19 protein-coding genes are annotated in these 20,961 nt (G+C 68.0%); 16 read left to right on the top strand and 3 right to left on the bottom strand.

Annotated features, from left to right (window positions below; genetic code table 11):
• Nucleotides 1–3 precede the first annotated feature (3 nt).
• Nucleotides 4–1,182, top strand: coding sequence for a carboxypeptidase-like regulatory domain-containing protein (locus ACN9M6_RS10245; RefSeq protein ID WP_419162829.1), 1,179 nt, complete (start codon nucleotides 4–6; stop codon nucleotides 1,180–1,182).
• A 51-nt stretch (nucleotides 1,183–1,233) separates the two neighbouring features.
• Here ACN9M6_RS10245 and ACN9M6_RS10250 read toward each other — a convergent pair whose 3' ends face one another.
• Nucleotides 1,234–1,905 (bottom strand): peroxiredoxin family protein, encoded by a 672-nt coding sequence (locus ACN9M6_RS10250; RefSeq protein WP_419162830.1) that lies wholly within the window; start codon nucleotides 1,903–1,905, stop codon nucleotides 1,234–1,236.
• A 216-nt stretch (nucleotides 1,906–2,121) separates the two neighbouring features.
• On the opposite strand from ACN9M6_RS10250, the gene ACN9M6_RS10255 reads away from it, so the two are divergent.
• The 4 genes from ACN9M6_RS10255 (at nucleotide 2,122) to ACN9M6_RS10270 (ending at nucleotide 6,105) form a co-directional block, all read left to right on the top strand.
• A complete protein-coding gene (locus tag ACN9M6_RS10255; RefSeq protein WP_419162831.1) occupies nucleotides 2,122–4,584 on the top strand; it encodes a S9 family peptidase in 2,463 nt (820 codons plus the stop codon).
• On the top strand, nucleotides 4,506–5,375 hold the full coding sequence (locus tag ACN9M6_RS10260; RefSeq protein ID WP_419162832.1) for an enoyl-CoA hydratase/isomerase family protein: 870 nt from the start codon (nucleotides 4,506–4,508) through the stop codon (nucleotides 5,373–5,375). Before ACN9M6_RS10255 ends, ACN9M6_RS10260 begins: the two co-directional genes overlap by 79 nt.
• A gap of 86 nt (nucleotides 5,376–5,461) precedes the next feature.
• Complete coding sequence (locus tag ACN9M6_RS10265) at nucleotides 5,462–5,710, top strand: AbrB/MazE/SpoVT family DNA-binding domain-containing protein (protein WP_419162833.1); 249 nt, start codon at nucleotides 5,462–5,464, stop codon at nucleotides 5,708–5,710.
• Nucleotides 5,707–6,105 (top strand): PIN domain-containing protein, encoded by a 399-nt coding sequence (locus tag ACN9M6_RS10270; protein WP_419162834.1) that lies wholly within the window; start codon nucleotides 5,707–5,709, stop codon nucleotides 6,103–6,105. Before ACN9M6_RS10265 ends, ACN9M6_RS10270 begins: the two co-directional genes overlap by 4 nt.
• Nucleotides 6,106–6,122: 17 nt before the next feature.
• Here ACN9M6_RS10270 and ACN9M6_RS10275 read toward each other — a convergent pair whose 3' ends face one another.
• The gene (locus tag ACN9M6_RS10275; protein ID WP_419162835.1) at nucleotides 6,123–6,515 is read right to left on the bottom strand and encodes a hypothetical protein; all 393 of its coding nucleotides are present in this window, start codon (nucleotides 6,513–6,515) and stop codon (nucleotides 6,123–6,125) included.
• A 297-nt stretch (nucleotides 6,516–6,812) separates the two neighbouring features.
• Here ACN9M6_RS10275 and ACN9M6_RS10280 point away from each other — a divergent pair, with 297 nt between their 5' ends.
• Both ACN9M6_RS10280 and ACN9M6_RS10285 read left to right on the top strand, forming a co-directional pair.
• Nucleotides 6,813–8,213, top strand: coding sequence for an amidohydrolase family protein (locus ACN9M6_RS10280; protein WP_419162836.1), 1,401 nt, complete (start codon nucleotides 6,813–6,815; stop codon nucleotides 8,211–8,213).
• Nucleotides 8,210–9,856 carry an N-acyl-D-amino-acid deacylase family protein gene (locus tag ACN9M6_RS10285; RefSeq protein ID WP_419162837.1) on the top strand — a complete coding sequence of 549 codons (1,647 nt, stop codon included), beginning with the start codon at nucleotides 8,210–8,212 and terminating at the stop codon, nucleotides 9,854–9,856. Before ACN9M6_RS10280 ends, ACN9M6_RS10285 begins: the two co-directional genes overlap by 4 nt.
• 1 nt (nucleotide 9,857) lies before the next feature.
• Here the strand turns inward: ACN9M6_RS10285 and ACN9M6_RS10290 are convergent, their stop codons facing one another.
• Nucleotides 9,858–11,066 carry an ATP-binding protein gene (locus ACN9M6_RS10290; RefSeq protein WP_419162838.1) on the bottom strand — a complete coding sequence of 403 codons (1,209 nt, stop codon included), beginning with the start codon at nucleotides 11,064–11,066 and terminating at the stop codon, nucleotides 9,858–9,860.
• 188 nt (nucleotides 11,067–11,254) lie between these two features.
• Between ACN9M6_RS10290 and ACN9M6_RS10295 the strand changes: the two genes are divergently transcribed.
• Genes ACN9M6_RS10295 through queG form a run of 9 tightly spaced genes read left to right on the top strand, consistent with a single transcriptional unit; the run spans nucleotide 11,255 to nucleotide 20,842 of the window.
• Nucleotides 11,255–12,637 carry a glycine--tRNA ligase gene (locus ACN9M6_RS10295; protein ID WP_419162839.1) on the top strand — a complete coding sequence of 461 codons (1,383 nt, stop codon included), beginning with the start codon at nucleotides 11,255–11,257 and terminating at the stop codon, nucleotides 12,635–12,637.
• A gap of 18 nt (nucleotides 12,638–12,655) precedes the next feature.
• Nucleotides 12,656–14,146: a hypothetical protein gene (locus ACN9M6_RS10300; RefSeq protein WP_419162840.1), complete on the top strand. Its 1,491-nt coding sequence runs from the start codon at nucleotides 12,656–12,658 to the stop codon at nucleotides 14,144–14,146.
• Nucleotides 14,143–15,177 (top strand): alpha/beta fold hydrolase, encoded by a 1,035-nt coding sequence (locus tag ACN9M6_RS10305; protein ID WP_419162841.1) that lies wholly within the window; start codon nucleotides 14,143–14,145, stop codon nucleotides 15,175–15,177. The genes ACN9M6_RS10300 and ACN9M6_RS10305 overlap by 4 nt, the downstream gene beginning before the upstream one ends.
• Nucleotides 15,174–16,661, top strand: coding sequence for a sodium-dependent transporter (locus ACN9M6_RS10310; RefSeq protein WP_419162842.1), 1,488 nt, complete (start codon nucleotides 15,174–15,176; stop codon nucleotides 16,659–16,661). Before ACN9M6_RS10305 ends, ACN9M6_RS10310 begins: the two co-directional genes overlap by 4 nt.
• Nucleotides 16,662–16,673: 12 nt before the next feature.
• On the top strand, nucleotides 16,674–17,159 hold the full coding sequence (locus tag ACN9M6_RS10315; protein WP_419162843.1) for a flavin reductase family protein: 486 nt from the start codon (nucleotides 16,674–16,676) through the stop codon (nucleotides 17,157–17,159).
• Nucleotides 17,156–17,860 carry a hypothetical protein gene (locus ACN9M6_RS10320; RefSeq protein WP_419162844.1) on the top strand — a complete coding sequence of 235 codons (705 nt, stop codon included), beginning with the start codon at nucleotides 17,156–17,158 and terminating at the stop codon, nucleotides 17,858–17,860. Before ACN9M6_RS10315 ends, ACN9M6_RS10320 begins: the two co-directional genes overlap by 4 nt.
• A gap of 2 nt (nucleotides 17,861–17,862) precedes the next feature.
• Complete coding sequence (locus ACN9M6_RS10325; RefSeq protein WP_419162845.1) at nucleotides 17,863–19,065, top strand: M50 family metallopeptidase; 1,203 nt, start codon at nucleotides 17,863–17,865, stop codon at nucleotides 19,063–19,065.
• 4 nt (nucleotides 19,066–19,069) lie between these two features.
• Nucleotides 19,070–19,729, top strand: a complete 660-nt coding sequence (gene nth, locus ACN9M6_RS10330; protein ID WP_419162846.1) for an endonuclease III — start codon at nucleotides 19,070–19,072, stop codon at nucleotides 19,727–19,729.
• Nucleotides 19,730–19,744: 15 nt separating this feature from the next.
• Complete coding sequence (queG, locus tag ACN9M6_RS10335; RefSeq protein WP_419162847.1) at nucleotides 19,745–20,842, top strand: tRNA epoxyqueuosine(34) reductase QueG; 1,098 nt, start codon at nucleotides 19,745–19,747, stop codon at nucleotides 20,840–20,842.
• Nucleotides 20,843–20,961: the final 119 nt, after the last annotated feature.

The raw sequence follows: 20,961 nt of genomic DNA on the forward strand, positions 1-20,961 counted from the left end.
TGCATGAAAATAACCCATCGGCACATCCACATGGCGTGGATTGCGAGCCTCGGCGTCTCGCTAATGGCGCTTCCCCTCGCGGCCCAAGAGGCTGGCGCGCGCATATCGGGACTCCTTCTGACCGAGGGCAGCGGGACGCCTGTCGAGGGGGCGGTCATCGCCCTGATGGGCAGTGAGGGCAGCACTCAGTGGGAAACTCTCTCGGACGAACGGGGGGCGTTCAGCTTGCCGGTGCCGCCACCGGGTGTATACCGCGTCCAAGTGACGCGGATCGGGTATGGGTCCTGGGCCTCGGACACGCTGCACGTCGCAGCCGCTTCGGGGTCACGCAACCTGCGTCTCAACGTGCCCGTGCGGCCGATACCACTGCCGGAGCTGTCCGTCTCGGAACAGAACGCCTGCCTGACGACTCCCGAGGAGAGGCGGAGGGCCTTCGAACTCTACGAATCGGTCCTCCCGATGCTGGCCTCGTCGTCGTTCACGGCGGATCTCGGCGACCTGCGGATGCGGATGATACGGCCCACCGTCGAGTGGAGACGCGGCGCGCATCGCTACACGTACGACACGGTGACGGTCGATGCGCGAAACTCCTTGAACAACGCTGTGCCCGAGTATCTCGAAACGCACGGGTACGCCGAGGTGCTCAATGACTCGCTGACGACGTTCTACGCGCCGGACGGGGATGCGCTGGCGTCGCCGGGTTTCCTGGCGACGCATTGCCTAGTCACGGTCGAGGACGCGGATGGGTCAAGGATCGGACTGGGGTTCGAGCCGAAACCCGGCCGCCAGGTCGTCGACGTCAAGGGCGTTCTGTGGATCGAGACCCCCTCCGGCCGACCACAACAGTTGGAGTTCCGGTACACGTCTCTGCGTCCATTCCTGCGACGGCATCTGGAGCCGGTGTTCCGGGTGTGGGAGTTGTCCCGGCAATCCCGAGGCTCTCGGTACCGCTACACATTCCACCCGATCGAAATAGACGAGTCCCGCTTTGGCGGCGTGCTTTACTTCGAACGCCTCCCCGAACACGTCGCGCCTGATCGATGGCTGATGCGCGAGTGGAGAATTGCCCGGCCTGTGCTGGCCTTTAAGGCTCTGTACCGAGTGGGCAAATACGCCACGGTCTGGCCTCGGGCCGACCCGCTTACGAGCAGCGGAGAGGTCCTGGCAATTGTCCGGCCCTGAAACGAGACAGTAGCAGGACGTCTGCGGCGCGAAGGTTGCGACTGACCTTGTCTACGGCTCCAAGGCCTCGAGCGCGGCGAGGATGTCGGCGTGTTCGGGGCGGATCCGGTAATCCACCTCGGTGAAGCTCCACCGCACCGTCCCGTCCATGTCGATGACGTAGGTCGTCGGGTGCGGGATCTGGCGTCCACGCCCGTCGTCCTCGTTGAGGAGTCCGTAGCGGTAGATGACGGCGGAACCCTCGTCGGCCAGCAGGGGGAAGTCGAGCGCGTAGTCGTAGTCCTCCAGGACGCGGTCGGCCATCATCACGAGTTCGTCGGGTGTGTCGGGCGCAATCGCCAGAAGCTCCGTCCGCTCGCGCTGCTCGGGGGTCAGGAATTCACGCAGCTCTCCGAGCTGCTTTGCGCAGTAGGGTCACCAGTGGCCCCGGTAGAAGAAGAGGACGACGTTCTTCTCTCCGCGGTAGTCCGAAAGGGTGATCGGCTCGCCTGTGCTCGCCAGAGCCGTGAAGTCGGGAGCGGCATCGCCGGTCTTCACGCGTCCGAGATCCGCCGGCGGCATGTCATGTCCGTCCGCAGGCCCGAGCGCGACCTGGGTGGCTTCGGCGGCCTCGGCCGGCGCCTCGTCCTCCATGCCGGCTTCCTCCCCCGACGCGCAGCCGCCCAGCCCTATGGCAAGAACTCCGCCCCCTACGAGAAGCCGGAGGTAACGTGCGTCCAACATTCCGTCGCTCCCTTTCGAGTGTTCCACCTGCGACCGGAGTTCCCGTCCGCAGGTCCCGCAACGCTATCGATCCGGTGTCCCGGGCGACAGCAGCCCACGGCAGCAGTCCCGAGCCACGCGGGATTCCGCGGCATCCGCGTCGTCTTGCGCCTGCTACGGGCGGTTAGGACTATGCCACGGTCGTCCCGATCGAGGTCACTAGCCGGAGCCTGTACCATGCGTTTCAAGCCCCTCGTCTCTCGACTCGCCCTCCCTCTCGCCCTGGTGTTTCTCGCGGCCACGACGGATGTCGCCGCGCAGGAGGGTGCCGACGGTTACCAGACGCCGGCCGCCGAGCTCACCGCGCTGGTCGATGCACCGGTGACTCCGGGCATCAGCCTCAGCCCGGATGAATCCATAATGCTGCTCACGATGCGGCCCAGCCTCCCTTCGATCGCCGAGGTCTCGGCGCCCGAACTGAAGATCGCCGGCCTGCGGATCAACCCGCGCACCAACGGCCCCAGTCGGTCCCGGCCGTCGAACGGTCTGGCCCTCCGGACGCTGGACGGCGACGAGCGCCCGGTCACGGGACTCCCCGCGGACCCGCGCATCCGGAACACGCGCTGGTCGCCGGACGGGAGCATGGTGGCGTTCACGCACGACACCGACTCGGCCGTGCAGCTTTGGGTGCTGGATGTCGCCTCGGCAGCGGCCCGGCGTCTCTCCGATCTGGACGCGGTGAACATAGGCTTCGGCGCTCCGTTCAACTGGTTGCCGGACGGTGACGCGCTCTACCTCATGGCGGTGCCCCCCGGGCGCGGCCCGGCGCCCGCCGAACCGATGGTCCCGACCGCGCCGATGATCGAGGAGAGTTCCGGAGAAGCGGCCCCGGCCCGCACCTATCAGGACCTGCTCCAGAACCAGCACGACGAGGCGCTCTACGAGTACTACGCCACGGCGCAACTGGCGCGGGTCGCACTCGACGGATCCACGACCATGCTGGGCAAGCCGGCCATCTTCAGCGGGGCGACTCCCTCTCCGGATGGCAGCTTCCTCCTCGCGCAGACGACGCAGCGGCCGTTCTCGTACCAGGTCCCGGCCTCGCGCTTCCCGAGCACGATCGAGGTGTGGGACACGGACGGGAACGCGGTTCACCAGGTCGCGCAACTCCCACTTCAGGACGGGGTCCCGACCTCGTTCGGGTCGGTTCCGACCGGCGTCCGTTCCGTCTCGTGGCGCGCCGACGCAGACGCGACCCTCTACTGGGTCGAAGCGCAGGACGGCGGCGACGCCCTCGCCGAGGCCGACATCCGTGACAAGGTGTTCATGCACGCGGCACCGTTCTCCGCTGAGCCGATGGAACTCGCCGAGCTTCCACTACGCTACGGCGGCGTGATGTGGGCGGAGGAAGGCTACGCGCTCGTGAGCGAGAACTGGTTCTCGACCCGCCAGCAGCGCACGTACCGGGTCGACCCGGACGCTCCCGGCGACATGGAACTGATCTTCGATCTCCAGACGGAGGATCGGTACAATGACCCCGGCTTCCCGATGTTCACGACCAACGAGCGCGGCCGGGGCGTGCTGAAGACCGCGGACGGAGGGCGCTCGGTCTACCTGGCGGGGCAGGGTGCCTCCCCCGAAGGCAACCGGCCGTTCCTGAGGAAGCGGAACCTCGACACGGGAGAGGAGGAGGAGTTGTTCCGCTCGGAGGCTCCGTACTACGAGGGCGTGGTGACGCTGCTCGAGGACGGGCGGCTGATGACGCGCCGCGAGTCGGTGGACGAGCCGCCGAACTACTTCCTCCGCGATCTCGAGCGGGGCACGCTCAGCGCAGTCACCGATTTCCCGCACCCGTATCCGCAGTTCGCCGGCGTCCGGAAGGAAGCGATCCAGTACGAGCGCGAGGACGGCGTGCCGCTATCCGCCACACTCTACCTCCCGGCGGACTACGACCAGGAGCGCGACGGCCCGCTCCCGACCTTCGTGTGGGCCTATCCGACCGAGTTCAAGAGCGCCGCGGCGGCTGGCCAGCGCCGCGACTCGCCGTACCAGTTCACGCGGATCCCCTATGGAGGCGCCGTGCCGTACGTCACGCGCGGCTACGCCGTGCTCGACAACGCGTCGATGCCGGTGATCGGCGAGGGAGACGCCGAGCCCAACGACAGCTTCCGCGAGCAGCTGGTGGCGAACGCCCAGGCCGCTGTCGACGAGGGCGTCCGGAGAGGCGTGGTGGATCCGGATCGAGTCGGCGTGGGCGGACACTCCTACGGTGCGTTCATGACCGGCAACCTGCTCGCCCACTCGGACATCTTCCGGGCGGGCGTGGCGCGAAGCGGCGCCTACAACCGGACGCTCACGCCGTTCGGCTTCCAGCGCGAGCAGCGGCTCTTCTGGGAGGATCCGGACCTGTACCTGTACATGTCGCCGTTCATGCACGCGGACAAGGTGAACGAGCCCATCCTCATCATCCACGGAGAGGACGACAACAACTCGGGCACCTTCCCGATCCAGTCCCGCCGCTTCTACGCGGCGCTCAAGGGGTTGGGCGCGACGGCGCGGCTCGTCTTCCTGCCGGCCGAGAGCCACGGCTACGCGGCCCGCGAGTCGGTGCTGCATGTGCTGTGGGAGACGGACCGCTGGCTCGACATGCACGTGAAGCCCGCGAAGCCCGTCACCACGACGGACGACGCCGAACGCTGAGCGTCCCCGTCGAAGTTCCGCTGCTGGTCGAGGCGGAGGGTCCCGTCCGGATCCTCCGCCTCAACCGTCCCCACCGCCTCAACGCCGTCAGCCTCCCCATGTACGAGGCGCTGGAGGCCGAACTCGCGCACATCGGGGCGGATTTCGAGACCCGCGCCGTCATCCTCACAGGCTCGGGACGAGGGTTCTGCTCCGGGGCCGACCTCAAGGCTCACCGCGACCACGAGGCGTCGCAGGCGCAGCGCCACGCCTACATCGACACGAGCCAGCGCGTGCATCGCGCCCTCCAGACGTTGCCGCAGCCGGTGGTTGCGGCGGTGAACGGACACGCGATCGGCGCGGGGTGTGAACTCGCGCTGTCCTGCGACTTCGTGATCGTGGCGGAGGAGGCGAAGCTGCGCATGCCCGAGGTCGCGCTGGGGACGTTCATCGGCGGCGGCACGGCATACACGCTCAGGCGGCGCGTCGGGCACGCGCGCGCGACGGAGCTGATCCTGCTGGGGCGCTACTTCACGCCGGCCGAGGCCCTGTCCTGGGGGCTCGCCAACGAGATGCTCCCCGCCGAAGACGTGCTCCCCGCCGCACGCGAACTGGCCGGGCGGCTGGCCCGCAACGCGCCGATCTCGATGCGCCTCGCCAAGCGGCTGCTCGACCGAGCCGAATCGGTCGACCATGAGGAAGCGCTGCGGCTCGAGTCGGAAGCGCTCTTCACCTGCATGGCCTCGGAAGACTGGCGCGAAGGCCTCGAGGCCTTCGCCGAGAAGCGCGACCCCGCCTACCGGGGGGAGTAGCCGTACGAAGGACCCACGCGTAGACACGGAGTACAGACCTCCGTACCTTACTTGCAGTAAGGACGTTTTGTTGGGGGGGAGCAGCCATGGAAGCGACGATCACGAGCAAGGGTCAGGTCACGCTGCCGAAGCCCATCCGGGACCGGCTCGATCTCAAGGCGGGTGACAGGATCGCTTTCGCGCTGGAGGACGACGGGACCCTGCGGGTGACACCCATCACCGGGTCGGTAATGGAGCTGGCGGGCATGCTCCCGAGACCCGCCGTTCCGCTCAGCCAGGATGAGATGGACGAAGTGATCGCCCAGGCGGCCATTCGCCGAACGCTCCGGCGTTGATCGGGCTGGACACCAACCTCCTGGTGCGCTTCATCACCGGGGATGACCCTGAACTCGCCGCCGTGGCCACACGGCTGATCCAGGACCGTTGTACGCCGGAGTCGCCCGGCTACGTCGTCGTGCCCGTGCTCGTCGAACTGGTATGGGTGCTGAGGCGCGGCTATCGCTACGAGAAGGCCGCCGTCATACAGGTCATCCGGAAGCTTCTGGGCGCGGCCGAACTGATCGTGGAGAGCACGGAGGTGGTTCAACTCGCCTTGCGGGACTACGAGTCGGGCACAGCCGACTTCGCCGACTACCTGATCGGGCGTGCCCATCGTGCATGTGGTTGCGCCCGGACCTACACCCTTGATCGTCGGGCGGCGCGCAGCGGCCTGTTCACATTGGCGACGTGACCCCGTAACCGCTCCGCTTACTTGGCGGTTCGTTTCCGGATCACGCGTTCCCCGGCCATGGCTTCGAAGTAGCCTTCGAGCCGAGCCAGACGCTCCTTGAGTTCGGCCTCCAGCTTGCCGATGCACCTCGTGAGCCGCGTCTCCACTCGCGCCACCTCCGTCCGCACCGCGGCGACCTCCCGCTCTACGGTACCGAGACGTTCCTCGACGGCGCCGAGGCGTTTGTCGACGGCGCCGAGGCGTTTGTCCACGGCGCCGAGGCCTTCGTCCACGCCGTCCAGCCGCCCCTCCATCCCGCTGGTCTTCGTCAGCAGGTCCTTGATGTCCTTCCGCATGCCGCGCTGGCCGGGAACCAGTACCGCGGCCAGAGCGATGGCCGCCGCGATGATGGCGATCATATCCCCACTCATGGGCGTGCCTCCTCCGCATCGGGCGAGGTGCTTCCTCGCCCTGGATGCAGCGCAGCGCAATCGAGACGTTTCATCGTATCTCCGTGATCGTCGACGCAACGTAGGGCCCGGGCGTTCTTCCGCGCGAACACGCGCCGCCCGCGCTGCCTGAGCACAGAATGGCGGCGCTGGTCAACGGAGATTCATCACACCCGGGACGTTTCCGGGAACGGCCCGGCCGCCATTGCCGCCCCGCCTGGCCGCGCCACACGTTTGACGGACTCATCGACGCAGCTTGTGCAGGCAGAGGAGGACACGATGGTTTCCGCCCGCCGCTCCGCCCGGATGACCGGGCTTCTCGCGCTCGCGGCCTTCGCCGCGCTCATCGCGGCCCCAGCCGCCACGGCCCAGGACCGGACGATCGCGCTCGTCGGCGGCCAGTTGCTCGACGGCTACGAGGCGAACCCCATCCATCACGCGGCCGTCGTGATCGAGGGGAACCGGATCGTCGCCGTGGGACCGGCGGCCGAGATCGAGATCCCGCCCGATGCCGAGGTCATCGACACCCGGGGCAAGACGATGATGCCGGGGATGGTCGACGCGCACGTGCACATCATGATCCTCGGCCACGGAGACTACGCCGACTGGTTCCCATGGTTCGAGGGGAACGACGATCTGGTGTACGAGACGTCGGCAAAGCAGTTGCTCGCGGCCGGAGTCACGGCGGGGGTCGATCTCTCGGCGCCGATGTCGAGCCTCGCGTTCCGCGACAAGGTCAACCGCAACGAAGTGCCGGGTCCCCGACTCCTCGTGAGCGGCCCCTGGGTCACGCGCTACGCGTGGGATTTCCTCCCGGACGAACTCCGCGTCCGGCACCGCACGCCGGAGGAAGCCAGGGAACGCACGCAGATGCTCATCGATGCGGGCGTCGACGTGATCAAGACGTGGATCGGCACGACGGAAGAGGACATGCGGGCGATCAAGTCCGTGGCCGGTCCCGCCGGCGTCCCCATCCACTGCCATGTCTATGAAGAGGAAGTGGTGTGGGCGGCGATCCGGGGCGGCTGCGACGTACTCCAGCACGCCGGCTCCGGAGGCAGCGTCCCGGCGTACTCGCAGGAACTCGTCGACTACATTGCCATGGAGGGGATCCCGGTCGTGCAGACGATCTCGCACCGGATCTGGGTCTACCCCGCCACGCTCGAGTTCCCGGAGCGTCTCTGGGACCCGGACATCATCAACAGCTTCCCGCCTCCAATCCGGGAGCAGGTGCTGAGCAGCTACACGAAGGACGACTTCTGGCGGAAGCCCTATTTCCGCAGCACGCCGCGTCAGATCCGCAACAGCGAGCGGGCTGCGCGCCAGTTCATCGACGCCGACGCCCTCATGGCCATGGGCACGGACACGGGATCGCCGCTCAACTTCCACGCGGAGTCGGCGTGGCGCGAGGTGTCGGCCCTCGTCGACATGGGAATGACGGAGATCGAGGCGATTTCCGCGGCGACCAAGGTCTCGGCCCAGGTCCTGGGGCTCGGCGAGACCGGCACGATCGAGCCCGGCAAGCTCGCCGACATCATCGTCGTCGACGGCAACCCGCTGTTCGACATCAACGTGCTCGGCTACGTGACCGACGTGATCAAGGACGGGATCATCTACAAGCGGAACGGCGTTCCGGTGTGGGAGATGAGCTCCGGGCGGCCCAGCACGAGCGGGCGATGACCCACCGTGCGCTGACGCTCGCGGCCGGGCTCGTGCTCGCCGCGTTCGCCGCCTGCGGCGTGGTGCCGGAGTCGACGGACGAGGCTTCGCCGACCGCTGCCGGCGGGAACAGCTTCGACCTCGTCATCGTCGGAGGCACCGTGGTCGACGGGACGGGGGCCGACCGCTTCACCGCCGACCTCGGGATCCGCGACGGCCGCGTGGTCGAGATCGCGCGGGACGGCGGATTGTCAGGCCAGGGCGGGGAGGAGATCGACGCGGCCGGTCTCATCGTCTCTCCCGGGTTCGTGGATCACCACAACCACGTCCAGAACCAGGTTCACCGGCGGCCGCTGGCCGAGAACTTCATCCGCCAGGGGATCACCACCATCCTCCCCTCGCTCCACAGCGGCGACCAGCCGTGGCCGCTGCGCGACTACATCGACGACCTCGAGGTCGCGCCCAACATCGGCTTCTTCGCGGGGCACAGCTGGACCCGCAAGCAGGTAATCGGGATGGAGGACCGGGCCCCGACGCCCGAGGAACTCGACGAGATGCGGGACCTCGTGCGCGAGACGATGGAGGACGGCGCGCTGGGGTTCTCGACCGGGCTCCTCTACGTCCCCGCGAACTATGCCGAGACGGAGGAAGTCATCGAACTGGCCAAGGTCGCGGCGGAATACGGCGGCATCTACTACACGCACATGCGGGACGAGGCGCGGGGGCTCCTGCCGGCCGTACGAGAGGCGATCCGGGTGGGCGCCGAGGGCGGGCTTCCCGTCCACATCAATCACTTCAAGGCGATGGGGGTCGACAACTGGGGGCAGACCGTCGAGTCGCTCGCGCTGGTGGACTCCGCGCGGGCCGAAGGGATCGACGTGAAGGTCGACCTCTACCCGTACATGGCGGGAAGTACCGGCTCCAGCGTGCTCTTCCCGCAATGGGTGCTCGCCGGCGGCACCGACTCGTTCCGGGTGCGCGTGACCGATCCCGAAATGCGGGCCCGTGTCGAGCGTGAGACCGAGGAGTGGATGCACCGAGACTGGACGGGCGGCGATCTGTCGCGAATCCAGTTCCGCACCCTCCGCGCCTTCCCCGAATACAACGGGAAGCGGATGTCGGATCTCGCTGGGGACCGGGGGCTGCCGAACAACGACGCGACCGGCGTCCAACTCGCGATCGAACTCCAGTTGGCGGGCGGGTTCAGCGCCATCTACCACTTCATGGACGAGGCGGACGTCGTCCGCATCATGCAGCACCCACAGGCGATGTTCGAGACGGACGGAGATCCGGTCGGCTACGGTCTCGGGTTCCCGCATCCCCGCAGCTATGGGACGTTCCCACGCATCCTCGGCCGCTACGTGCGCGAGATGGGCGTGCTCACGCTGGAGGAGGCGATCCGGAAGATGACTTCGATGTCGGCCGACGAAATCGGGCAGTCCGAGCGGGGCCGGATCGCGGACGGCATGTGGGCAGACATCACGATCTTCGACCCCGACCGCATCATGGACCAGGCCGACTACGTGGACCCGCACCGCTATTCGGTCGGCATCCACCACGTGATCGTGAACGGTGTTCCGGTGATCCTCGACGGCTCCGTCACGGGCGCGAAGCCGGGGCAGGTGCTCAAGGGACCAGCGCGACAGCTCACCGAGAACCGCTAGCTTAAGGTCGCACCCAATACTCGACCGGTCTTGAGAGGAACTCGTCCAGCGGGATCCCGTCACCGCCGACGAGCAGACTGCGGGTCGGATGAAAGCGATCGGCGAAGGCGGTGAGGCCCGGCGGTGTCCCGCGCGTCCGACCACTCTTTACCTCGATGGCGGTCACGACCGGTCCGGCGCGCAATACGAAATCCACCTCCCGGCCACGGTCACGCCAATAGAAGACTTCGCACAGATCCATGTCGGCCGCGTTCACCAGATGCGCGCCCACGGCAGACTCGACCAGCCGACCCCACCACTCGCGGTCCGCGCGTGCCTGAGAGAACGTGAGACGGGACCCGGCGGTCAATAGCGCCGTGTTGAAGACCTGCAGCTTCGGGCTGGAGCTTCGCCGCCGTACCTCGGCGGCGGAGTACTTCTGCAGACCCGTCAGCATGCCCGCACCGGCGAGCAGCTCGAGATAGTGGGCCAGCGTCGTCGTGTTTCCGGCGTCGTGCAGCTGTCCGAGCATCTTGGTGTAGGACAGGATCTGCCCCGAATACGAACAGCCGAGGGCGAACAGCCTCCGCAGCAGGGCCGGCTTGTCCACACGGGTCAGCAACAGCACGTCGCGGGCGATCGTGGTTTCGATGAGGGAGTCACGGATGTAGCGGGACCACCGGTCCGGCTGCCGAGTCAGCGGCGCCGCGCCGGGATACGCGCCGTAGAAGACAAACTGCTCCAGCGACCAGCCGAACGCGGCTCGCATTTCCGGGAAGCTCCAATGTGGCAGATGGAGCCGTTCGAAGCGCCCGGCGAGACTCTCCGTGAGGCCACGTTCGATGAGGAGGGGCGCCGAACCCGACAAGACCACCTTGAGCCTGCGTCCGGCCCGGGTGTCTTCATCCCACAGACGCTTGACGGCTTCAGCCCAGTGTGCTGCCTTTTGGACCTCGTCGATGATGAGGAGCGCGCCATCCGAATCCGCGTCGTCGGCCTCGAGCCTGGCCGCCTCCCACTGCTGCGCGATCCACCCGGGGCCGCGCAACGTCGGTTCATCCGCGGTGACGAACCGGTGGGGTAGTGCCAACCGGGCGGCGACTTGCGTGATCAGCGTTGTCTTGCCCACCTGCCGCGCTCCGGTGATGATCTGAAGAAACCGGCGAGGCTCCCGCAGGCGGTCGAGAAGTTCCTGGGCGTAGGGACGGGCGTACGTCAGATTACTCAACATAATGAGTAAAACTACTCAATGTCTCGCGTAAATGGAAGATTCGCGGCCTTGTGGGGTTTTGCCACGAGCCGCCGGCCACGGCTATCGTTGCCGCTCGTGGCCGGGGCCACCTTCGCGATTCCCCAGGCACCGGCGATTCCAGCCGATTCCGCCGCCGCGTCCGACGTGAGCGGCTGCCATCGATATCCATGACCGACGACACGCATACGGAACACGGCGCCGATTCAGGCCATCCGCCCGGTTTGATGGACAAGCTCGTGTCTCTCGCCAAGCGGCGCGGGTTCATCTTCCAGTCCTCCGAGATCTACGGAGGCGTGGGGTCGGTCTACGACTACGGGCCGCTCGGCATCGAACTCAAGAACCGGATCCAGCAGCTCTGGTGGCGGGAGGTGGTGCACCGCTACCCGAACATCGTGGGCCTCGACGCCGGCATCCTCATGAACCCCGAGGTATGGGTCGCGAGCGGGCATGTGGGGGCGTTCACGGACCCGCTCGTCGAGTGCCGGAACTGCCACCGCCGCTTCCGGGCCGACGACCTTCCGCGGCTGGAGGCGGGAGATCCCGAGGCGCAGCAGTGTTCGGTGTGCGGGACCACGGGCCAGTGGACGGACCCGCGCCAGTTCAACCTCATGTTCAAGACCTTCATGGGGGTCGTGGAGGACGAGGCCGCGACCGTCTACCTCCGTCCCGAGACCGCCCAGGGAATCTTCGTCAACTTCAGGAACGTGCAGGAGTCCGTCCGCCAGAAGATCCCGTTCGGGATCGCGCAGGTGGGGAAGGCGTTCCGTAACGAGATCACGCCCGGGAACTTCATCTTCCGGACCCGTGAGTTCGAGCAGATGGAGATGCAGTTCTTCGTGGCGCCGGGCACGGAGGACGAGTGGTTCGAGAGCTGGAAGACGCGCCGCATGGCGTGGGTCGAGTCGCTGGGGATCCGCCGGGACCGGCTCCGCTTCCACAGGCACGGGCCCGACGAGCTGGCGCACTACTGCAAGGACGCGTCCGACATCCAGTACCGCTTCCCGTTCGGATGGCAGGAGTTCGAGGGCATCCACAACCGGACGGACTACGACCTCGGCCGCCATCAGGAGCACTCCGGAAAGAAGCTGGAATACTTCGACCAGCCGGCGAACCGGAAGTACATCCCGTATGTGATCGAGACGTCGGCCGGACTCAGCCGCACCCTGCTCGTGGTGCTGGCGGATGCCTACGATGAGGAGGAAGTCGGAGGCCGGAAGCGGGTCGTGCTGCGGCTCAAGCCGGCGCTGGCGCCGTTCCAGGCGGCCGTCTTCCCGCTGGTGAAGAAGGACGGAATGCCGGAGGTCGCCGACAAGTTGGCCGGCGACCTGCGTGGCCAGTTCAACGTCTTCTGCGACATTGCGGGGTCGATCGGCCGGCGGTACCGGCGGCAGGACGAAGCCGGGACGCCGTTCTGTCTGACGATCGATGGGCAGACGCTCGAGGACGAGACGTGTACGGTGCGTGACCGGGACTCGCTCGAGCAGACGCGCGTGCCGCTGTCGGGGGTCGCGGCCTGGCTGGGGGCCGCCATCAACGGCGCCGGCTCCTGATGGGCTGCTAGGCGGCCCATGCCGTTCCGCGTCGAGGAGATCCGCGATCGGGCGCAGCGTCTGCGGAGCGACGTGGTGCGCGCCCACTACCGGCTCCGCAGCGGACGCGAAGAGCGCTCCTCGTTGGCGGAGCTGTACCGCGAGCATCGACTGCTGCTCAATCCCGGCGTGCTGCCGGCCATCCAGCGTGAACTGTCCGAGGCGTACGGGGACGAGCGCGGACGCCTGAAGGCGTTGTTCAGCTGGGTGGCGGGACAACAGATCGAGGCCGCATTGGCCCCGCTCGAGGACGAGCTTCGGTCGTGGGAGACCGGGGCCACCGTGACGCTGGCCGAGCGCGAGATCCCTCTCAGACGTGTGCCCGACTGGATCGTACGGGCGGATGACCGGGGGGAGCGGCTCGCCTGGGAGAGGGCGCGGCACCGCCGCATTGAAGAGGCGGCGGCGCTCCGCCTCGACGTCGCGCACCGGGAGCGAGAGGCCGTGGCCCGGCTCGGACTGGGTGACTACATCGAGGCGCGGGAACGCCTGGCCGGCCTCGACTTCCGGCACACGGGGCGCGCCGCCAGCGCGATCCTCCAGGGTACGGAGTCGCTCTACCGCAAGGCGTTCGCGGAGGAGACGGGCCGCCGGATCGACACCGGGGCGGGACCCGCGTCGCCCTCCGATGCGCTCTGGCTCATGGGGATGCGCTGGCTGGGGCGACCGTTCGAGGTTCAGCCGCTCTACCCTCAGGTGCGGCGGACTCTGGAGGCCACGGGGCTTCCGCTGGCACGCGATGGATCCGTGACCACGGACTTCGACCGCCGTCCCCTCAAGGACGAACGGTCGTTTACCGCCGCCATCGAAGTCCCGGGGGATATCGTCCTCGTCGTATGTCCACTGGGAGGCTGGATCGACGCCCGGGCACTGCTCCACGAACTGGGACACACCCTTCACCATGCCTTCTCATCTCCCGCGTTCGCCTGGGAAGAGCGGGCGCTGGGCGACGATTCGGTCGGAGAATGCTTCGCTCTGCTGTTCGAGGAGTTGACGCTGGATCTGGGCTGGATCGAGTCGGCGACCGGCCTGAGCGGCGACGCTCTGGAGGAATACGGATCGCTGGCGGGTTTCCTGCGGTTGTACCGACTGCGGCGGGAAGCGGCGCGGCTCCTGTGGGAACTGGAGCTGGCCAGTTCCGATCGGCCCGGTGAACTGGCGGACCGCTACGCTGAAATACTGAGCGATGCCACTGGGTTTGCGCACCAGCCGGTCACTTACCTGACGGACCACCTCAGAGGCTTCCGGTCCGCACGGCGGCTGCGCGGCTGGATGCTGAGCGCGATCATGCTCGACCGTCTGCAGAAGCGCTTCGGGGGGGAATGGTTCCGCAACCCCGCGGCGGGCCAGTTCGTGCTCGAGGTACTGTCGGCCGGGCAGCGCGATGACGCGGTGCAGCTTGCGACCCAGCTTGGCGCGGACGGCCTCACGGTCGATCCGCTGCTGGCGCGCGTCGAGCGCTGGCGTTGAGCGGGCTGCGCGGGCCCGGTCTCCCCGGCAAGTTCGCCATCGGCGCGCTGACGGGTCTCGCCGGTGTCGCCTGGTGGTCGGCCATGACGCGCCGGAACGCGGCTCTCGTACGGCCTGCCATACGAGACGCCTCCGGCGCAGCGCTGCCCGCCGGGACGATCGAATACTCTGATGGCGAGACCGTCGAGTACGTAGACGTCGGGTCGGGCGACGTGCTCGTCTGGGTTCCGGGCGCCGACGGGCCGAAGGAGACGTTCCGCTATCAGCTGCCTCGCTTCGCCCGCAGCCATCGCGTGGTCTGCGCCGATCTCCGCCGCGAGTTCGCCTCGAACCAGGGATTCGACCGTCTGGTCGATGACGTGGCCGAACTGGTCGACGCGCGCAATCTGGATCGCTTCGTCCTCATCGGAACGAGCCTCGGAAGCGCAATCTCGCTGCGCTTTGCGAGCAGGTTTCCGGAACGGCTTCGGGGGCTCGTTCTCTGCAATCCCGTCGCGCGTGTCTCCTACGATCACGTCGGACTCAACCGGGCCGTGCTGACCCCGCTCGCCATGGCCACGACGCGGTACCTCCCGACGAATCTGGCCCGCGAGCTGGCGCGCAGCTGGAGCCGCCTCGGCGTGTGGATCTTCGACGACTCGCCGGGCCGCGACGCCCTCATCGAATACGCGCTCTTCACCGGGCCGCGGACCGTACCCCCCAGCGTCTCCGATCGTCGAGTCGGCCGCCTGCGGAAGTTCGACATCCTGACCGATCTGGGCGGGATCACGGCGCCCGCGCTCGTGGTGAAGGGTCCACACGACGTGTATTGTCCCGTGGAGTGGGCGATGGAGATCGCGGAGTTGCTGCCCGACGCCGAGTACGTCCCCGTCGCCGGCACTGGGCATTGCTCGCATATCTCCCGGCCGGCCGCGTTCAACGAGGCTCTGGAGAGCTGGCTGCAGAAGCTCGCCGAGGCGCAGGGGGCGCGAGGGACACACGGGACACCGAACCCCGACCACCCACACGAGTCGGACGGAGGCGACGCATGACGAAACCCGTCTTCAGCTCCCGGGCCGGGATGATGCTGGCCATGCTCGGGATGGCGGTCGGAACCGGCAACATCTGGCGCTTTCCGCGCATCGCCGCGTCCAACGGGGGCGGCTCCTTCCTCGTCGCCTGGGTCGTCTTCCTCCTCCTCTGGTCCGTGCCGCTGATCCTCGTAGAGTTCGCTGCCGGGAAGGAAGCCCGCTCGGGGCCGATCGGAGCCTTCGCGAGGCTTGCGGGAAAGAAATACAGCTGGATGGGCGCTTGGGTCGCCTTCGTCGCGACCGCGATCATGTTCTACTACACGGTCGTGATGGGCTGGACCCTGCGCTATCTGTTCGGCGCGGTGACGGGGACCGTCCCCACCGCCGCCTGCGAGCCCGGCGCGGCGGGTTGCGTGGGGCCCCAGGAGTTCTGGGACGGCTTCATCGGATCGCCGTGGCCCGTCCTCACACACGCCCTCGCGATCGGGCTTGCGGTGTTTGTCGTGCTGCGCGGCGTACGCGGGATCGAGCGGGCCGCCCGTGTCCTGATCCCGAGCCTCCTCCTGCTCGTCGTGGCGCTGGCGATTCGGGCGGTCACGCTGCCGGGGGCGAGCGCGGGTCTGGCGTTCCTGTTCACTCCGGACTGGGGGAGGCTGGGCGAGGCCTCGATCTGGCTCGAGGCCCTCACGCAGAACGCGTGGGACACCGGCGCGGGCTGGGGGTTGATCACGGCCTACGCGATCTACATGAGGAAGCGGGAAGACACGACGCTCAACGCGTTCATGCTCGGATTCGGCAACAACTCGGTGTCGCTGCTGGCCGGGATCATGGTGCTGTGCACGGTGTTCGCGATCCTGCCTGGCGCGGCCGACCAGATCGTGGGGGCCGGGAACGAGGGACTGACCTTCATCTGGGTCCCGCAGCTGTTCGGGCTCATGCCGGGCGGCTCCGTGTTCATGGTTCTCTTCTTCCTCGCGCTCGTGTTCGCGGCCTGGAGCAGCCTCATCGCGATGATCGAACTGGCCACCCGCGTTCTCACCGATGCCGGGATCGACCGGCGAAAGGCGGTGCTGACGATCGGCGGCCTCGGCTTCGTGCTCGGGCTCCCGTCGGCGATCTGGATCGAGGTCTTCCGCAACCAGGACTGGGTATGGGGCGTCGGGCTGATGCTGAGCGGCCTCTTCTTCTCGATCATGGTCATGCGGCACGGCGTCGACCGCTTCCGCACGAAGCTGGTCAACAGCGAGGGAAGCGATCTCGTGGTCGGGAGGTGGTGGAACGTCGTCATTCGACTCGTCGCCGTGCAGGCGGTCGTGATCACGGGCTGGTGGCTGTGGCAGGCCATCGACCTGAACGACCTGGCCGGGTCCTTCACGCCGATCTCCGAGTTCAACGTCGGGACGGTCCTCGTCCAGTGGGCCATCGCGATCGCAGCCTTCCTGGGCCTCAATCGCTGGCTGGCCACGAAGGCCGCGGGTTTGCCGGCGACGCCCGACGACGCCTGACCGCGCGGACCCATGTCCGTCTCGGCCCGGGATTACCGGGGTGCGCTGGCGAACCTGGCGGGCGGGGTCGTCATCGTGACGACCTCGGACTGGCGCGGGCAGCCGAGGGGCATGACCGCGACGGCGGTGTGCTCCGTATCCATCGAGCCTCCGCTCGTCATGGCGTGCGTGCATCGCGAGGCGGCGACCCACAGGGCGATAGGCCACTCTCGTGCGTTCGCGCTCAACCTGCTCCCGGCGCGGTCGGAAGACCTCGCACGGCGCTTCGCATCGAGTCGGCGTGCCAAGTTCGATGGCCTGAGGACGGAGACGGGTGAGACCGGCGCGCCGATCCTCGCGGACGCGATGGCGCACTGCGAGTGTAAGGTCGAGCGGGCTGTGGATGCCGGCGACCACACCATCTACATCGGACGGGTCTTGGAGGTCGGCTATGAGAAGGACGAGGAGCGGCCCCCTCTGCTCTATTTTCGGGGCGGATATCGTTCGATCGCACCTTGAACTTCGAGCGGTTCGAGGCCGAAGCACGACGGTTGTGGAACGAGATTCCCGAGCAGGCGCGAGAAGGGGTCGACGGCCTGACGATCGAGACGGAGGTCGCCGCACACCCGGACTTCGACTGGGTGTACACGATGGGCGAGTGCCTGACGGAAACGTGGCCGAGCGGCGTCGGCGGCGATGGAGACGTCCTCTCGGAACTCGTACTGTACCACGGGTCCTTCCGGGCCCTCGCGGAGGAGGACCCCGATTTCGACTGGGCGGGCGAACTGTGGGAAACGATTCTGCACGAGCTGCTGCATCACCGCGAGTCGGCGGCGGGAGAGTCAGGTCTCGATGAGGTGGACTGGGCGCAGGAGCAGAACCTGCGCCGGCTGGCGGGAGAGCCGTTCGATCCGGATTTCTACCGGACCGTGCCGGCCGGCCCGGACGGCGTCGTGAAGCTTGAATCGGAGCTGTTCGTGGAATCGACCGTTTCGGAACGCGCGCTGGAAGCTGTCTTCGAGTGGCGTGGAAGGCGCTACGCCGTGGAGGTGCCGGTGCTTTCGCCCTGCGCGTTCGTCGAGGTGACGAACCTGGCGGGTGGGCGCCTGTGCGTGGTCGTTCGCCGCCGCCATCCCTGGTGGCGTTTCGGGCTGGGAACCGGCCGCCCGCCCGTGGAGCTCTCCGGCCGGGCGCGCCCCTTGCCCGCCATGGGCTGCTAGCCATGCCGCTGTTCGGCAGCTTCCGCATCGGGCGCTGGTTCGGGTTCCCCATCCGGATCGACTATTCGTGGTTCCTGGTCGCGGCGCTCGTGATCTGGACGTTCAGTACGCGCGAGTTTCCGCGCGTGCTGCCGTTCTACCCCGCCTCTACGTACCTCGCGATGGGCACGGCGGCCGCGATCCTCTTCTTCCTCTCGGTATTGCTGCACGAACTGGGCCACGCGCTGGTGGGTCGGATGCGGGGCGTCACGGTCGAGAGCATCACGCTGTTCATCTTCGGCGGCATCGCCCAGGCCCGCGACGAGGCGCGGCGTCCGCTGGACGAGTTTCTCCTCACGGCGGCGGGCCCGCTCGCAAGCCTGGCGCTGGCCGGCCTCTTCCTCGGCGCTCGGATCGCGGCCGAGGCCGTAGCGGCCCCGCCGCCCGTGGTCACGGTGCTCGGCTTCCTCGCGCTGCTGAACTTCATCCTCGCCATCTTCAACATGATTCCGGGATTCCCGCTCGACGGCGGCCGCATCTTCCGCTCCATCGTGTGGGCCGCGACCGGCGATCTCGTGCGGGCCACGCGATGGGCGACCCGCGGCGGCCGGCTGTTCGGCGCCGCCCTGATCGTCCTCGGGGTGTTCAACCTGAGCCGGGGCCAGATGATCTCGGGCCTGTGGGCGGCCTTAATCGGCTGGTTCGTGGTCAACGCCGCGACATCGAGCCTGCACCACTTCGAGCTGCGCCATCTACTGCGGCAGATCCCGGTCGGGGCGGTCATGGATCCCCGCCCCCGCACCATCGAAGCGAGCCTGCCCGTCGATCGCGCCATCTCCGAATACTTCCTGAGAGGGAACCAGGAGGCCTATCCGGTGGAACGAGACGGCGGATTGATCGGCATCGTCGACATGCGGGCGGTGTCGGAGATTTCGGTGAGCCTTCGCCCCGGGACCCCCGTTTCCGCGGTCACCCGGCCAGCCGACGAGTTTCCGGCTGCGAGTCCCGACGAGGCGCTGGTTGAGGCCCTGTCCCGGGCACAGGCCGGTGTCTCCAGTCTGCTCGTCACCCACAATGGCTACGTCGTCGGTGTGCTGGATCCTCGCGAGGTTGCGGTCCGGGTGCGGCGGATGCAGCGTCTGGGCCTCGTGTCGCCGGGCGGTGCCGCCGCGCCGGGAGACCAGGTGGGGACGTACGTACCGTCGCCGCCTGCGAAGAGCGCCTGACCCCGTGCGCCGGCCGCGTTCCTGGAAGGCTCGCGCCGAGCTGGGAGCGGCGCTTTCGCCGCGGCTCGCCGCCCTCTATCCGGACCTCGCGATCTCGCTGGACTGGGAGACGCCGCTCCAGCTGATCGTCGCCACGGTCCTCTCGGCCCAGTGCACCGACGAACGCGTGAACCAGGTCACGCGTACCCTCTTCCCGCGCTACCCGGACGCCCGTGCCTTCGCCGACGGGCCCCTCGACGAGCTCAAGGAGGCGGTGCGCCCGACCGGCTTCTTCAACAACAAGGCGCGTCACCTCAAGGGCCTGGGGCAGCGTCTGGTCGAGGCCTACGGCGGCGAAGTGCCGTCGAAGATGGAGGATCTGCTCACGCTCCCCGGCGTGGCGCGCAAGACGGCGAACGTCGTGCTCTCCAACGCGTTCGGGATTCACGATGGCGTGGTCGTCGACACGCATGTGAAGCGCGTCACGCACCGCTTCGGCCTCACGAACGAGGTTGATCCCCCCAAGGTCGAGACCGACCTGATGCGGGTGCTGCCGCGCGAGGAATGGCACCCGTTCGCCTGGCGGTCGATCCTGCACGGACGGACGGTCTGCCACGCCCGGAAGCCGCGCTGCGCCGAGTGTCCGGTCGCCGACCTCTGCGTCAGCGCGGGGAACTTCGGGTGACCCCCGCCGGCCCCGATGGCTGACGCGAGCGGACTGAAGCGCGAGATCCGCGCGGCGGCACAGGCTGCCGGCTTCGATCAGGTCGGTTTCGCCCCCGCCGCGGCGCCGCTGCACGCGGAGGAGTACGAGGCCTGGCTCGCACGGGGATACCACGGTGAGATGGCCTACCTCGCCCGGGAAGACGCCGTGCGCCGGCGCCTCGATCCGCGGGAGGCCCTGCCCGGCTGCCGCACCCTCATCATGGTCAGCCTGTTCTACGGGTCGGGCCCCGCTCGTCCGGTGGCCTCCCCCGCCCGAGCCTCCGTACGCGACCGCCAGCTGCCCGTCGTCGCCCGCTACGCGGTGGGGCGCGACTACCATGACGTGTTCGAGAAACAGCTCGATGAACTCTCCGCAGCGATCGTCCGCCTCTCACCCCGCGCCCGGACGAAGCGGTACGTGGACTACGGTCCCGTCCTCGAACGCGACCACGCCCAGCGCGCGGGCCTGGGCTGGATCGGCAGGAACACGATGCTGCTCCACCCCGACTTCGGATCCTACTTCATGCTGGGAGAACTCCTGACGGATCTCGAGATCGAGCCCGACCCGCCCTTTGTCCACGACCGCTGCGGCACCTGCCGGCGCTGTATCGACGCGTGCCCGACGGACGCCATCCTCGATGGCCGTCTCCTCGACGCGCGCCTCTGCATCTCCTACCTCACGATCGAACTCAGGGGCCCCATCCCCGAGGCGCTGCGTCCCGCGATCGGGACCCGCGTCTTCGGCTGTGACATCTGTCAGGAGGTGTGTCCCTGGAATTCGGACGCGCCCTCACCGGCTCCGGGGCCGTTCGAGCCGCGCCCCGGGCAGCCGATGCCCCCGGCGGACATGGCCGTTTGGGCCGAGGAAGTGGCGGCCCTCGATGCCGACGAGTTCCGGGCCCGCTACCGAGGTACGGCGTTCCGGCGCCCCGGCCGCGACGGGTTGCTCCGTAACCTGGCCGTCGGCCTCGGCAACGCAGGAGGCCCCCTCGCGCGCCCCGTACTTCAGCGCCTGGAGACCGACGGGTCGGCGCTCGTGAGGGAGCACGCGCGCTGGGCGCTCGCGCGCCTGGAATCCACCGGAGGCGCATAGCGGCAAGCTCGCGACCCCCCCCCGCGGAGAACGCGATCGAGTGTTAGTTTTGGCTGTCGCAGATGAAGGTGGCGACCTGGTGTATGCGTTCTGCGGACCGGGACGCCAGGTGGGACCCA

It is taken from the genome of Candidatus Palauibacter sp. (assembly GCF_965197445.1).
Taxonomy (GTDB): Bacteria; Gemmatimonadota; Gemmatimonadetes; order Palauibacterales; family Palauibacteraceae; genus Palauibacter.

Excerpts from the sequence above, each read along its gene's own strand:
- ACN9M6_RS10245 (WP_419162829.1), top strand. The coding sequence starts at position 4 with ATGAAAATAACCCATCGGCACATCCACATGGCGTGGATTGCGAGCCTC.
- ACN9M6_RS10255 (WP_419162831.1), top strand. The coding sequence starts at position 2,122 with ATGCGTTTCAAGCCCCTCGTCTCTCGACTCGCCCTCCCTCTCGCCCTG.
- ACN9M6_RS10265 (WP_419162833.1), top strand. The coding sequence starts at position 5,462 with ATGGAAGCGACGATCACGAGCAAGGGTCAGGTCACGCTGCCGAAGCCC.
- ACN9M6_RS10275 (WP_419162835.1), bottom strand. The coding sequence starts at position 6,515 with ATGAGTGGGGATATGATCGCCATCATCGCGGCGGCCATCGCTCTGGCC.
- ACN9M6_RS10280 (WP_419162836.1), top strand. The coding sequence starts at position 6,813 with ATGGTTTCCGCCCGCCGCTCCGCCCGGATGACCGGGCTTCTCGCGCTC.
- ACN9M6_RS10285 (WP_419162837.1), top strand. The coding sequence starts at position 8,210 with ATGACCCACCGTGCGCTGACGCTCGCGGCCGGGCTCGTGCTCGCCGCG.
- ACN9M6_RS10290 (WP_419162838.1), bottom strand. The coding sequence starts at position 11,066 with ATGTTGAGTAATCTGACGTACGCCCGTCCCTACGCCCAGGAACTTCTC.
- ACN9M6_RS10295 (WP_419162839.1), top strand. The coding sequence starts at position 11,255 with ATGACCGACGACACGCATACGGAACACGGCGCCGATTCAGGCCATCCG.
- ACN9M6_RS10300 (WP_419162840.1), top strand. The coding sequence starts at position 12,656 with ATGCCGTTCCGCGTCGAGGAGATCCGCGATCGGGCGCAGCGTCTGCGG.
- ACN9M6_RS10310 (WP_419162842.1), top strand. The coding sequence starts at position 15,174 with ATGACGAAACCCGTCTTCAGCTCCCGGGCCGGGATGATGCTGGCCATG.
- ACN9M6_RS10315 (WP_419162843.1), top strand. The coding sequence starts at position 16,674 with ATGTCCGTCTCGGCCCGGGATTACCGGGGTGCGCTGGCGAACCTGGCG.
- ACN9M6_RS10325 (WP_419162845.1), top strand. The coding sequence starts at position 17,863 with ATGCCGCTGTTCGGCAGCTTCCGCATCGGGCGCTGGTTCGGGTTCCCC.
- queG (WP_419162847.1), top strand. The coding sequence starts at position 19,745 with ATGGCTGACGCGAGCGGACTGAAGCGCGAGATCCGCGCGGCGGCACAG.